General features: G+C 60.9%; 10 protein-coding genes, 1 tRNA gene and 2 pseudogenes. 4 read left to right on the top strand and 9 right to left on the bottom strand.

The features are described from left to right. Positions 1–164: 164 nt before the first annotated feature. The 5 genes and pseudogenes from ACX80M_RS13460 to ACX80M_RS13440 all read right to left on the bottom strand — a co-directional run bounded on the left by ACX80M_RS13460 (position 165) and on the right by ACX80M_RS13440 (position 3,822). The gene (locus ACX80M_RS13460) at positions 165–743 is read right to left on the bottom strand and encodes a flavin reductase family protein (RefSeq protein WP_459309829.1); all 579 of its coding nucleotides are present in this window, start codon (positions 741–743) and stop codon (positions 165–167) included. Positions 744–893: 150 nt separating this feature from the next. Beyond that, the gene (gene catA / locus ACX80M_RS13455) at positions 894–1,742 is read right to left on the bottom strand and encodes a catechol 1,2-dioxygenase (RefSeq protein ID WP_459309828.1); all 849 of its coding nucleotides are present in this window, start codon (positions 1,740–1,742) and stop codon (positions 894–896) included. Between the two features lie 179 nt (positions 1,743–1,921). Next, positions 1,922–2,200, bottom strand: coding sequence for a muconolactone Delta-isomerase (catC, locus tag ACX80M_RS13450; protein ID WP_459309827.1), 279 nt, complete (start codon positions 2,198–2,200; stop codon positions 1,922–1,924). Between the two features lie 36 nt (positions 2,201–2,236). After that, positions 2,237–3,315 (bottom strand): annotated as a pseudogene (locus ACX80M_RS13445) (enolase C-terminal domain-like protein). After that, positions 3,305–3,822, bottom strand: a pseudogene (locus tag ACX80M_RS13440) (LysR family substrate-binding domain-containing protein). The pseudogenes ACX80M_RS13445 and ACX80M_RS13440 overlap by 11 nt, the downstream one beginning before the upstream one ends. A gap of 57 nt (positions 3,823–3,879) precedes the next feature. Here ACX80M_RS13440 and ACX80M_RS13435 point away from each other — a divergent pair. Continuing rightward, positions 3,880–4,374: an AAA family ATPase gene (locus ACX80M_RS13435; protein WP_459309826.1), complete on the top strand. Its 495-nt coding sequence runs from the start codon at positions 3,880–3,882 to the stop codon at positions 4,372–4,374. Between the two features lie 324 nt (positions 4,375–4,698). Here the strand turns inward: ACX80M_RS13435 and ACX80M_RS13430 are convergent, their stop codons facing one another. Genes ACX80M_RS13430 through ACX80M_RS13420 form a run of 3 tightly spaced genes read right to left on the bottom strand, consistent with a single transcriptional unit; the run spans position 4,699 to position 8,104 of the window. Further along, positions 4,699–6,378, bottom strand: coding sequence for an ArnT family glycosyltransferase (locus ACX80M_RS13430; RefSeq protein WP_459309825.1), 1,680 nt, complete (start codon positions 6,376–6,378; stop codon positions 4,699–4,701). Continuing rightward, positions 6,375–7,670 carry a glycosyltransferase gene (locus ACX80M_RS13425; protein ID WP_459309824.1) on the bottom strand — a complete coding sequence of 432 codons (1,296 nt, stop codon included), beginning with the start codon at positions 7,668–7,670 and terminating at the stop codon, positions 6,375–6,377. The genes ACX80M_RS13430 and ACX80M_RS13425 overlap by 4 nt, the downstream gene beginning before the upstream one ends. Continuing rightward, positions 7,667–8,104: a GtrA family protein gene (locus ACX80M_RS13420; RefSeq protein WP_459309823.1), complete on the bottom strand. Its 438-nt coding sequence runs from the start codon at positions 8,102–8,104 to the stop codon at positions 7,667–7,669. Before ACX80M_RS13420 ends, ACX80M_RS13425 begins: the two co-directional genes overlap by 4 nt. A gap of 1,332 nt (positions 8,105–9,436) precedes the next feature. Here ACX80M_RS13420 and ACX80M_RS13415 point away from each other — a divergent pair. The 3 genes from ACX80M_RS13415 to ACX80M_RS13405 all read left to right on the top strand — a co-directional run bounded on the left by ACX80M_RS13415 (position 9,437) and on the right by ACX80M_RS13405 (position 11,679). Beyond that, positions 9,437–9,838: a serine hydrolase domain-containing protein gene (locus ACX80M_RS13415; protein WP_459309822.1), complete on the top strand. Its 402-nt coding sequence runs from the start codon at positions 9,437–9,439 to the stop codon at positions 9,836–9,838. An 8-nt stretch (positions 9,839–9,846) separates the two neighbouring features. After that, positions 9,847–10,497: a serine hydrolase domain-containing protein gene (locus tag ACX80M_RS13410; protein WP_459309821.1), complete on the top strand. Its 651-nt coding sequence runs from the start codon at positions 9,847–9,849 to the stop codon at positions 10,495–10,497. A 543-nt stretch (positions 10,498–11,040) separates the two neighbouring features. Next, positions 11,041–11,679: a hypothetical protein gene (locus tag ACX80M_RS13405; protein WP_459309820.1), complete on the top strand. Its 639-nt coding sequence runs from the start codon at positions 11,041–11,043 to the stop codon at positions 11,677–11,679. A 734-nt stretch (positions 11,680–12,413) separates the two neighbouring features. Here the strand turns inward: ACX80M_RS13405 and ACX80M_RS13400 are convergent. Next, a tRNA-Thr gene (locus ACX80M_RS13400) sits at positions 12,414–12,490 on the bottom strand. Positions 12,491–12,637: the final 147 nt, after the last annotated feature.

The raw sequence follows: 12,637 nt of genomic DNA, 5'->3' as shown, positions 1-12,637 counted from the left end.
GGGCTGAGCGATTTGAGGCAGGGCAATGAGATGACGTCATACGGGAAGCGCGGTGGTGGTGTTGGCACCCCAAGCGGGGGGTGCATTTCAGTCGTCATGCCGTCTCCCTCATCTTTCAGTAGCGGCGCTAGGACATTCAACCTGTCTGCCCTGTGAAGCGCGGCCTAGGCGTCACCAATAGGTTTGAACGAGACGGCGCCTGCGAACCATCCGGAGTCGGAAGCGTCATATGAGTGGCCCCAGGGCGCACCGTCCACAAGACTGCCGATCTGGCGGAACTTTCCATTAAAGAACAGGAGCCGTTCGCGCGTGGTGATGTTCTGGGAGATGACTTCGCCGACGACGATGAGGTGGTCCCCGCCGTCATAGATGTTCCAGGGACGGCATGCCAGGGTGGCTGCGTTGTTCAGCAGCACCGGAACGTTACCGTCAAGGGCCCATGCGGGCTTCTTGCCCGCGGCACTCCCGGCGAAATGCAGGGCGACATCCAGCTGTTCAGTGGACAGGACATTGAGGGCAAAGGGGGCACCTCTAAGGTAGCGGGCGGCCCGCGAGGTCCGGGTCAGTGTCACCTGGGCCAAGGGCGGATCGAGTGAGATGGCTGTGAAGGAGTTGACTGTGGCGCCGTGGGGCACGCCGTCCTCGGACCGGCATGTCACTACTGCGACTCCAGTGGCGAATGTCCCGAATGCGTGGCGCACTTCGCGGGTGTCTACAGGTGACAGGACTGCTTCCTGGCTCACTGGCGCCTCCTCGGTCGGGGACCTGATGATTCGCAAGACGGCATCTGGGCCAGCCCGTGCGGTTCAAAGTCGGGTGGTGGCGAGGGGCCGCCACCCGACAGCAGGGGGCTGACCGGCCTGGCCGGCGTAGCCAGAGAGTTGAATTTTGTTTCAGTCCTGCGGATCGAGGATGAAGTCGTAGGTGACTTCACGGCCGTCGCCGTCACCGCGGCCCGTAGGTGCGAGGATCAGTTCCGGCTTGACGGCCGAAGCAATATCGTCTGCTACATGCTCATCACCCTGGAAGTACAACTGGGTAGTAATGAGCTGGTGCCCGGGCGCGGAGACCTTCAGGTGCAGGTGTGCTGGCCGCCAGGCGTGCCAGCCGGCAGCAGCGATGAGGGCTCCACAGGCGCCGTCGGTCGGGATCTGGTACGGGGCCGGCTGAACGGTGTTGACCTGGAACTTGCCCTCGGCGTCGGCGGTGACGGAGCCGCGGAGGTTCCATTCCGGCAGGCCCGGCGCGAACTGGGAGTAAAAGCCAAGATCGTCTGCGTGCCACAGCTCGATCACGGCTCCCGCCAGGGGCTGCCCGGCAACGTTCTTCACCTGCCCCTGGAACAGCAGCGGTGTGCCCGGCTCGTCATCACGCATGGGCAGCGTGGCCGGCGTGTTCTGGGATGGCGCGTTCGGAATGTAGTAGGGGCCTTCAATGGTCCCCTTGGAGCCGTGCCGGTTGGCATTGGCAACTTCTTCGACGGAGTGCTCCACCCAGACATCAAGGAACAGCGGCCATTCCCCGTCCTCGCCGACCCTGATCAGCCAAGACTTAAGGGCGTTGTATTCGTCATAAGTGACCTTCTCGTCGATCACGGTGTCGTTGATAGCTTTGATGATCCGGCCAGCGAGGGCGCTAACGCGCTCCTGGCTTGTAGTGGCAGCGACGTGCTTGTCTTCCCTGAAGCGGGCTGTTGCACCCGCACCTGAGGCGGCTGCAGTTGCCTTGGTTTCCGTTGTCACGGTGACTCCCTTGTCGTAGATAATTTTCGGTGGCTTCAGCATTCCCCCTTCAGGGGAACGTCCAGTACCGGCCATCACACAGTGTGCTGTTGATTCAAGGCTAGGCTTCCTATTGAGCGAACAGAAATACTGATTTCAGGCTCATTGAGAGATTTTATGTATCAGTTGGCGACGAAGGACTAGCCGACGGCGGATGGATGCTTCGCCAGTGGGGTCACCTTGATGTCCATGTACGGGAAGAGCGGCAACCCAGAGAGCAAGGAGTGCAGCTCGTCGTTGTCAGCCACGTCGAACACCGAGTAGTTCGAGTACTCACCGACTACTCGCCAGAGATGCACCCAGCGCCCGTCACGCTGAAGTTCCTGCGCGTATCCACGTTCCTTCGCTTTGATGGCGTCCGCCTGGTCAGCGGGCATGCCCGGCGGAAGGTTGACATCCATTCGAACCATATAGAGCATGATCTTTCTCCAAGGTGTCGGGGCAGGACTGAGAAGTCAGTCCTGCCGATATTTTTCGAGTTTGTCGTAATCGATGTCGGCACCAACGCCCGGCACGTCCCGGACGTGGATGATGCCGTCCTTTATTTCCAAAGGTGTGGCCAGAAGGTCGTCCGTCATGTCCAGGAAGTTAGACAGCTCGCCGGCGCGCCGGGAACTGGCTTCGAACGCCGCACCGAAGGTCACCGTGGCGAGGCTTCCCACTTGGGTGTCGATCTGGTTGCCCATGGTGACATCCACTCCCAGTCCATCGCACAGGCCAAGGATTTGCAGGGCCTGCGTGAATCCGCTGCGGGCGGTCTTGATGCAGATGGCCGTGCTGCCGCCGGACAACAGCTCTCGCGAAACGTCACCGGGTGTTGCGACACTTTCGTCGCCGACGATCGGGATGGTTGCCTGCTGGACGAGCCGCCGGCGGCCCATGGCTTCGCCGGCGTCACAAGGCTCTTCCAGCATCGACAATCCAAGGCCTTCGGTACGGCGCAGCACTTCCATTGCCTCGTTGGCTGACCAACCACGGTTAGCGTCCAGGTAGATTTCTGTGTCTTCACCCAGCCCGTCCCGCAGTACATGACAGGCCTCGATGTCCAGAGACAAAGGCCGACGGCCCGTCTTCAACTTAAAGGTGTTAATCCCGTACATTTCGCGGAACCGCAGGGCCTCGTCCAGCAAGTGTTGCGCCGGCTTGAAGCCGAGCATATGGGAGACTCGCATACTGTCAGTGAACCCACCCAAGAGTTTGTAAACCGGCGTAGCCACTGAAATGCCGATGATGTCCCAAAGGGCAATGTCCAAGGCGCCCTTTGCAATGGGATTGTGCACTGTGCGGCGAAGGATTTGCTGCACTTTGGGATGAGCTGCGGGGCAAAAATCCGGGTGACCACCGAAATGATCGAATCCTGCGTTTCGCCGTAGGTGTACGGGCGCGGACGAGTGTCGGCTACTCCACAGATCCCGGTGTCCGTGTACACCCGGATTAGGACGTGTTCGGCTGTGGCCACCTCTCCACTGGCAAATTTCAAGGGCCGCGTGTACGGGATGGCGTAGGGTATGGCCTCAATGCGTTCAATCTTCACGGGCTAGGTTCCTTTGCGGCGGCGGCTGCGAGGGTGAACCCGGCAGCGAGTCGAATAGGGTCAGAAAGTTTTGAATCAGCACTGATGATTCGTTGTTGCGGTTCCACGCCACAGCGAGGTCAACAAGCGGCGGGTTACGCAGCGGCCTGAAGACGACGCCTTCGAAGGAAAACATCCGGGAGGTCATCGGGACCAGGCTACCCATTCCCGCAGATACCAGCGAGAGGAGGGTGGACGTTTCGTTTGCCTCCTGACCAGCTTGGGCTGAAACCCGGCCCTTCGACAGGCGTCCAGGAAAATGCCGCTCACCACGGAATATCTGGGATAGCCGATGAAGTTTTGCGGCGCGAGATCGGCGATGTCAAGGGTTCCCTTCTCGGCCAAAGGAGAGTCGGCAGGCAGAGCGGCGACCAATTGATCCTGTTCCAGCAATTTGTGAGCAACAGCTTGGGAGCGGATCGGCAGGTTCGTCGAGTTCGCCGACGCGGTGCGCCGCCAGCACACCATCGGCATCTGTTACGGCCAGGCCGGATCGAGCACATCAGCACCCGAGTATCGATCTGCGTGGACCAGCTCCTGGAAAAGATCGGCAAAAAGACAGGACCACACACCCGCATCGGCAAGCATGTGGAGCTGATCATCGTAGACGAGTCCGAGCGGCTCAGCGCCACGGCCCTGGAGCTGCTGCATGACCGCTACGATCGGGACAACATAGCCCTGATCCTCATAGGCATGCCCGGGATCGAAAAATGGTTCAGCCGTTACGCACAGCTCTACAGCAGGGTCGGCTTCGCCCACGAGTACCGTCCGCTCGCCCAGGAAGAACTGCACTTCGTCCTGGAGCGCCGGTGGCACAAACTCGGCCAGACCCTGAACCCGGAAGACTTCACCGACGCCCAAGCCATCGCCGCCGTCGCCCGGATCACCCGCGGCAACTTCCGCCTCATCGACCGGATCTTCACCCAGGTCGAACGGGTCATGAAAATCAACGAGCTCAACACGATCACGGACGACGTCGTTGAGGCCGCACGCTCAACTCTCGTCATCGGAATCAGCTAAACCGCCAAACCGAGCTGTGAAGAAACCGCCATTCCGAACCAACAGTCACACTGGGAGCAACGATCCTGGATGTCTCACGAACGGTCGTTTTTGAAGCGCTACCCCCCGACCTTTCCAACTGACAGCAGGCGCCCATATTGAGAGTGAATGTCACTCGACGAGGAGCGCGTCTCCAGCGCTTTTGTCAGGGCCGAAGGCTCCTTACTCTCCGATGACATCTCGGGCACCGTAGTGACGTGCGTGCCCTCCGTCGTTGAGCCAGTTGGCGAAGTCTCTCACTCCGCAGCGGATCCAGCCGGCGAGCCTGCCGTGCCTGAATTGAGGTCAAGGAGTGATGATCGCGGTCGGTGCCTGGTCCGGGTGCATACGCATCCACTGCGGGTCGACCGGGCCCATGTCCGGGTTCACCTTCAGTAGACGAACCTGTTGGCCGACAGGGCCCCATGCCTTGACGAGTTCGCTGTGGGAGAGAGCGGCATGGGCGAGGGGAGCCTCTTCCTTGCTGAGGATCTCGCCTCCGACGAACACCTCCATGGCGCGGCCCAGGAAAATGTAGTCGATGTCCTCCCATTCGCCGGGCAGGTTCTCTCGCCGGGCCACAGGGTCCCGGTCGAGTTTGAAGTGCCAGAGCGGGCCGGACCAGCCGTCCTCGCTCCACCCCATCTTCACCAGGTCGTTCCATACGTTGTCGTCGGTGAGGACTGTCGTGTCCCGTGGGAGGTTTGCTTCGACGTAGGCGAGTGCCTCCTGGTACGGAACGTTCTGGTTCTCGGTCACAGCACGGGTAGACGCAACTGCCCATGAGGGAGCAATGACGGACACGGACGCAACCACCAAGGCTGCGACGACGGCACGACCGGGCCACTTGATCGCTCCTCCAAATCGGAAGCTTGCGGCGTGCCAGAGTTTCCATGCGAGGTAGACGATGATCAACGCGAAGAACGGCAGTGGGGTGATGATGTACATCGCGGGGATGTAGCCGCCGCGCAGCGCAACGATCAGGTGCACCAGCGGAACGAGCGCGATGCCACGTGAGTGTCGGAAGAACAGCCCTACCACGCTCAGCAGCATCCCCGCGATGACCAGGTACGGATCGTGACCCAGCCACGCCTGGAGGATGTTGTTCGCACCCGTGCCATCGGTAAACATGAAACCTGCGCTGCCTCGGCCGTGAAGCTGCCACACTATGGTTTCCCAGAGCGAGACGTGGCCGGGCCCGGGGAGCAGTTCGTTCTTGATGATCGCGAACAGCAGCCACCCGCTGATCAGGAACGCTCCGGTTGCAAGGAACCCAACAAACGAGAAAGCGCGGGTTCGAGCCCACGCGTAGACCCATAGCGTTGCCAGGATCGCGGGCAACGCTATGGCCGCGGTTTCCTTACTCAGGACCGCCATCCCGAATGCAGCTCCGGCGGCGACATGGCAGTGAAGTTTTGGTTTACCTGTGACCAGTGCGAAGCAGGCGAGCAGCCAGACCATCGAGATGTTGTCCAGGAAGATCTGTCGACCGTAGTGGACCGTCAAGGGAGAGAGCGCCCACACCAGCGGAGCCACGAGGGCAACGGACTTGGGCATTCCGAGGTTGCGGGAGATTTTGTAGATCAGCGCAGCTGAGATGACCGCGATCAGGGTCATCATGCCGCGTCCTGCCGTTTGGACGGGGATGCCCTCGCCGCCCCAGACCCATTGGAGCGGCTGGAAAAGCATAGCCAGCTGGATCCACCCGACTGGTGGGTGGTCGTACCAGTACGTGTAGTGCGCCATGTCTCCGTGCTGGGCGACTGACCATGCCTGCGCGAAGTAGGTACCCTCGTCGTCGTTGCTGAATTCCGGGTATCCGTGGAGATTGACGCCGTAGAGGATCGCGACGAGGGTGAGGACCATGGTCAGCGGGAGCATGCCCAGCAGCAGGTAGCCGAAGCACTGCAGCGCAGCGTGCGGCTTGACCGAAGGACGCGTTACCGCCACGGGTGTAGGGGGATTAGTGCCTTGGACCGCGGTCATGCAGGGCTCCCCAGTTTCCGAACGTTGATGATGCTGGTGGCGGCGACGACGCCCAGGTGCGTCCCGGTGTGTGGGGTCTTGTCCCAGGTGAAGTTCCGGTGCCGGAACTTCAGCACAGCGGCCACTGCGGAGTAGAGGAGCATGCCCTGGTAGAAGGGAGTCGAGACGATCAGGAGCACGTAGTCGCGCAGCCCGATTTTGAAGTTCATGTCGCGTCCGAACTCGCGCAACACCAGGATCTCGAAGACCACAGTCAGCAGCAGCGGGATGAGCGGCACGTAGGTGAGGATGACGATGCCCACGGGGAGTGACAACGTGACTGCTGTCACGAACGCGACAGGCAGGAGCACTCCGGCCAGTGCCATGGCGTACTGCTGGACCAGTGTCCACCAGCCGCCCAGGCGGCGCTGCCAGGTGGGGAGCTTTTTCCATTCGCCCTTGGCGAGGACCTGCATAAAGCCAAGGCTCCACCGGGTCCGCTGCTTGATGAACGTCTTGATGGTGGTCGGCGCCTCTTCGAGCGTTGTGAGCGCAGGGTCGTACACGCACACGGTGTGCTTACCCATGACCGAGAGCCGCACACCGATCTCGCAGTCTTCTGCAAGACAGTCGCCATCCCAGCCGCCGACCTGTTCCAGGAGGTGACGCCACACGAACACCGTGTTTCCGCCCAGCGGGATGAACCCGGAGTTAGCATGCCCGTGCAGGCGCGACCGGAACCAGATGCGGTACTCCAAGCAGTTGCGCAGAGTGAACCAGCGGCTGCGGTAGTTGACCAGGTGAACCGCTCCCTGGACGATGTCCGCACCAGTGAGCTGGAAGGTGGCGTCGATGTGAGCGAGGAGCCCGGGAGCGGTCAGGGACTCAGCATCGATGATCCCGACGATGTCCCCGGTGCAGAGCGGGAGCGCCGAGTTGAGCTGACGGGGCTTGTTCTTGATTGGGTCGCCGTTGACCGACACCTTGATATTCTGCGGATACAGAGCAGCGAGCATCCGGGCGCGATCAACCGTGTCCACGTCATCGTCGCCCACGGAAATCACAATCTCGACTCGACGGTGAGTCTGGTCCAGCAACCGCTGAACGGTGGCAGCCATGACATCATACGGTTCGTCCCGGCAGGGAATGATGATCGAGAAGGAATGCCGGCTAAGTACGCCAGCTGTAGGAAAGTTGGTTGACTCGTAGTTCTCGGGAGTCCGCCACGCGTGGAGCATCCACCACAGAGTTCCTGAGCAAACTGCGAACAGCAGGACGGCGCCGATCAGCAGAAAGGCGATCAGCAAGCTCATGCGGAGACCTCCTTCACACGGTCGCGGGGTGCGCGGTGGCGGGCGGCCCGCTTGACCGGTTTGGGACGGTAGATAACCAGGCTGACGAAGAGGAACCGGGCGACGAACGCGATGGCCAGCGTGACCGCCTGGGCAAGCAGCGCCAGGACGTGCATCGTCTCAACCAAGAGGATCAGGAAAGGCAGCCGAACCAGCGCCTCGGCGTTGTTGAACAACAGATGCTGAGTGAGGCGGCTGCCCAAGGAGTTGACGCCGGCCCGCACATCGCGGAACACGAACCGCTCCTGGAGCACGAAGTTGTGCAGGATCGAGATTTCGGCGGCGATGACCGCGGCGACCACGTAGCTAATGTTGATCATGCCGTGGACGAGCAGTGCCATGACCAGAAGGTTGACGATGGTTCCGATCGCTCCTACCGCGGCGAACCGGGTCATCCGGCTCGTCCCAAGGCTCGGCATCCGGTAGATCAATGGGACAGTCCGTTGTGTGAGCTCGCCTTGTTGACTCCTGGCAGGCGCAGCGCCGACGAGAAGGGCAGCTCCCGCACACGCAGGCCCTGACGTCCTAGGACTTCTAACTGGATTTGTGAGCCGCGGAGACGCAGCCGCTTAATATCGAAACTCAAGGTATCTTTCCCATGAATGATCATCGTCGGGACCCGAGGTGGCCTGCTAACGGCACTAAGGGCAATCGTGTGCTGCGATCGATCCAGACACTCCCAGCAGCGTCAGAGGGGAATACCTTTTGCCATGAGGAGCCAGCGGTCGTAACCACTGCCGCTCCGGGAGTTGTGGTTTCGAAACCCTTTGCTGACGCTAATTTCAGCGTAGGCCGATTTCAGCAGCTTCCACACAAAGGCAAGTACCTGTCTTAAAATAGGGGGCTACTTGCACTGCCCCGTTCGAGCGACTGCCCTTACCGATGAAAGGGGCAGGCCAATGGTGTTGCTGGCCGCCTCAAGGCACCTCGTCATGCACCCACGTACACCCATGTGAAGGACGAAAACTCCACCCGCGAGGATTGCCGAAGACCTCTATGAAAGGTGGCGCGGCGCAGTGGCCTGCTCACGCGCCTATTCGCCGAGGCGTTGGCGGACCGTCTTACGGGCGTGCCGGGAACGTCGTGCTTCGCGTGCCGTGCATGAACCAAGAGCGTGCACGCCGCAGCGAGAGACACGGTCTGTCGACAGCATGGGACTTGAGGGATCGGCCTAGAAGTAAACGTGACGCCCCCCGAAGTCATGCTGCTTATGGGCTGCAAAGGGTGACATTTAGCGCTGCCAAAATACCGCCACTTATCGCTACGATTCACACACTAACCCCTCCCAAGCCCAAAGTGCTGTCTTGAAAAGCTTTTGTTTATCGAGACACCGTATGGGACGAAGCAGGCGCACGCCCCTCCAGCGAGCGTCATCGCTAACCCGGTAGTCTCTTGTCGAGTTTCATCTTTCGATCGGCAGGGCAGGGCCTGGCCGTACCGACTGATTGCATGGGCAACGCCACGACGGTCGGATGCCCGTGAACGGCTTAGGAGTGCGTTCGCCGCGGCACCGGGCGGCCTTGACGCCACTGGAAGGCATGAGGAACATGGACGGTATCGGCGCAGCTTCCCGTCCGCTCCCGGCGCCTCTAGACCACAAGAGACGTGTTGACATGTCGGAGCCCACGAGACCCCTTTCACTGAAACTCCATCCACACTTCCGGCGTTTCCTGGTTCTAGCTGCGGCCCTAGCCGTGGTGCTTAGTGGCTGCACCGCGGCCCCGCCTTTGCCCGAGCAGACCACCCAGGCCGCCGTGAAGTACAAGACCGGCCTGGAGGATTTCAGCAGGAGGATGCTGGACCTCGGGGCCTCGGCCGTCCTGATCGAGACGCGAATAAACGGTGAAGTCTGGTCACACGCCGGCGGAGCCCGTAGCTTCGGCAGCCCAACCCCGGCTGAAGCCACGGATCCCACGCACATCGCGAGCATAACCAAATCCATGGTGGCCGTCTCGGTTCTTAAGCTGGTCGAGGAAGGCCTCGTGCGGCTGGAGGATCCGGTTGCCAAACACCTCCCCGAATTCGACAGCCTGGTCAATCCCCAAGGCACCGTCAAAGTGGCACATCTTCTACGACACGAAAGTGGAATACCCAGCTATGGCGAGGAGCTGTTCACCGCCAGGCGCTGACGCAGCAGATGACCCTGCGCGAGAGCCTGGCGCTGACAACTGCCATGCCCTGGGTGCTGAAACCCGGCAGCGGCGCAGAGTACTCGAACTCAAACTATCTGGTCCTTGGCCTTCTAGTGGAGCGCCTTCGCGCCCGGCCCATGGCCGAAATCGTGCGAAACGATGTGTTCGAACCCCTGGGAATGAAAAACACGCAAATGACGGGCGCCGGCACGCCCCCGCCCACAATGCTCCACGGCCAAGTCGAGGTTGACGGCGAACGGCTTGACTCTGCCTACTTAGGGGCAATGATAGGCAACCCCGCGGGCGGCGTAGTCTCGACTCTCGGCGACCTCAACACCTTCTACGCCGCCCTTATGGAGGGGCGCCTCCTGAAACCGGCCACGGTGAAGCAGATGCAGATGGCCCCTTTCGGCCTATACGGGATGGGACTGCTGCGATGGGTGGATATCTGCGGTGGCTTCTACTACGGACACGGCGGAGACTGGGCAGGGTACCGAACCGTGGTGCTCACCAGCGCGGACGCCAAGCGGCAGGCAGCAATTGCAATAACGCATCCGCCGGAATCGTGGGACCCCGCGGACTACAATGCCGCCAACCCTTTCGCAGGGGACGAATTGATCAGGGCCGCGCGGACGGCACTAGACCTCAGCTGTTAGCTGGATGCTACTCGCGCACATTCCGTTGCGACGATGAATGGTTAAGGCACTAGTGAGGGTGGGCGCATAAAGGCGAAGTACACTCATCGACGGTGTCAGGTCTGCCAGCAAGGCAGGGACTTCAAATACTTGGCTCAGGAGCGGGATGTATTTGGGCGCACCTTGATGGTCTGTACCCTGTGCAACTCCAAGACGGCAGTACCAGGGCAGCGCAAGCCTTCTTGGAAGGGCTGTTTGAACGGGCCGATGACTCGGTCAACAAATAGTTCTGTCCGTGTCGCCGTCCCATGAGAGCTTGGTTCGGTCTCAGTCTCTTGTAGACGCTGCCGGTGACACCGAGCGATCACGGAAGCCGCCACGGAGCGATCAAACCCACAGAATTCTTTGAAGGGGCTGACGGGTTTGTAGCGAATACGGTCGTTTCCGGCACGGTAGTTGATGCTTCTTTTCGTTCCCAAGTGCCCGGAGTGGCGGCGGTACGTATGAGCTGCTCGGTCCACGCTCACCTGCCGCCGCTATGGGGTAGCGCAGTAGACTGTGGGAGTGGCCGTAGTGCAGGTGCCTGTCCGCGTTTCCGCCATCTCCCTTGCGGTGAGTGGTGCAGTCACCGCTGCTCTCGTGCCTTTGCACCCAAGCATCTTTGACCGTCCCGTTGATGAGGTTGTACGGGATACAGAGGTGTGGCAGCCCATCCATGTCGCGAGCATCTTTGTGTTTGCATTGGCGTTCATCGGTGCTGCCGGCCTCGTCGCGGTTCACAACGGCCAGCTACGCCGGTTAGGGCAAGTGGGATTAGTGTTCTCCTTCGCCGGCGCAATAGGCGGTTCCGCCATTGGCTTCTTCGAAGCGTTGGTTTTTCCTGTGCTGGCGGACAGAGACCCACAGTTGTTGGAGCTCAACGGGCCGATGTTCACGTCGTGGCTGGCTATTGGGGCCGGGCTGCTAGTGCTCGGGTGGGTGCTCGGACTGGCGGTCATTGGAGTGGCCGCCGCGCGTGCGGCAGTATTTCCTCGCACGGCCGGAGTGCTGCTGGCTGTCAGCGGCCCTGCGTACCTGGCTCTGGGCGGACCTTTCATTCCCGTCGCCGGGGTGCTCTCCGGGGCGCTGTTCGGAGCGGTTCAACTGTGGTGGGGATGGCTGATCTGGAAGTCCCCCGCCCAGCCGGCAGAGGCCCATCGCTGACGGTCGAGCGACGGTGACCGGGTCTCCACACTAGTTGTCCTCGAACGGCAGCTTCTGCCGCTCGCGTCGACCCCCTATAGTCCGATGAACGTGTCGGTGGACGTTCCTTCAACGGGACGGCAAGCCGCCATTCAAACTGTGATTTAACCGCCATTTCGGGTTAACAGTCACAGTCCGGCAGACACTTGAATGTCGCCAGAATATGGGTCCAAAAGGCGATTTCTACACTCCCCCCCCCGTGAAGAGTCTGAGATTCCAATCTGACAGTCGCGGAACCCCAGCGCCTACTTGAAGCCCGCATGTACGAACAATGCTGCTTAGCGCCTCCGCTCCAAGGGGGCACTGAGAGGCTTGTGTACTCGGCCTAAGAGTCTATTGTGCTGACCTACTCCCCCGCGACGCCGCGAATCCTCAAGCGGCCCGGCCGGCACCTGATTAGGGTGAGTAAGCGGTGAGCACTGAGCGAAACTCGCCTCTTCCGGGCCGTCATCGTTAGTAATCCTGCAGGTCAGCGCCTTCTTGGGTCAGCAGGAGGACTCGAACCGAAGATTTGGCCCTTACTTCCTCCGCGATCGAAAAGCAGTGTAAGAGACATCTGGAGTAAGACTGCAGGTCAGGGCCGTTTACCAGGCCCGCGGTCGGATTAGAACTGGCGAAAACCGTCCAAATCCTCCGCGAAATCCGCACCTGTCCGCCGCGAGCTCAGGAATAAAACCGCAGGTCAGAGCCACAACTGGAGCCTCCTGTCGGATTCGAACCGACGACCCCCGCTTTACAAGAGCGGTGCTCTGGCCAACTGAGCTAAGGAGGCGCGCCCCCGAGGGGCGTGCGCCGCAACGGCGCTAGATAAGGTTAGCCCAAGTCCGCCCGCTCGTAAAAACGCCGGCAAGGGCGAACCGGAGCCAACACAAAGGACCTGCTTCCGGAATCGATCCGGAAGCAGATCCTCTGGGTGGTA

The organism is Pseudarthrobacter sp. MDT1-22 (assembly GCF_054511035.1).
This window is presented reverse-complemented; position numbering and strand designations above follow the sequence as displayed.

Bases quoted from the DNA above. Each gene is read 5' to 3' on its own strand.
- ACX80M_RS13425 (WP_459309824.1), bottom strand. From the start codon at position 7,670: ATGAGCTTGCTGATCGCCTTTCTGCTGATCGGCGCCGTCCTGCTGTTC.
- ACX80M_RS13430 (WP_459309825.1), bottom strand. From the start codon at position 6,378: ATGACCGCGGTCCAAGGCACTAATCCCCCTACACCCGTGGCGGTAACG.
- ACX80M_RS13420 (WP_459309823.1), bottom strand. From the start codon at position 8,104: ATGACCCGGTTCGCCGCGGTAGGAGCGATCGGAACCATCGTCAACCTT.
- catC (WP_459309827.1), bottom strand. From the start codon at position 2,200: ATGCTCTATATGGTTCGAATGGATGTCAACCTTCCGCCGGGCATGCCC.
- ACX80M_RS13410 (WP_459309821.1), top strand. From the start codon at position 9,847: ATGACCCTGCGCGAGAGCCTGGCGCTGACAACTGCCATGCCCTGGGTG.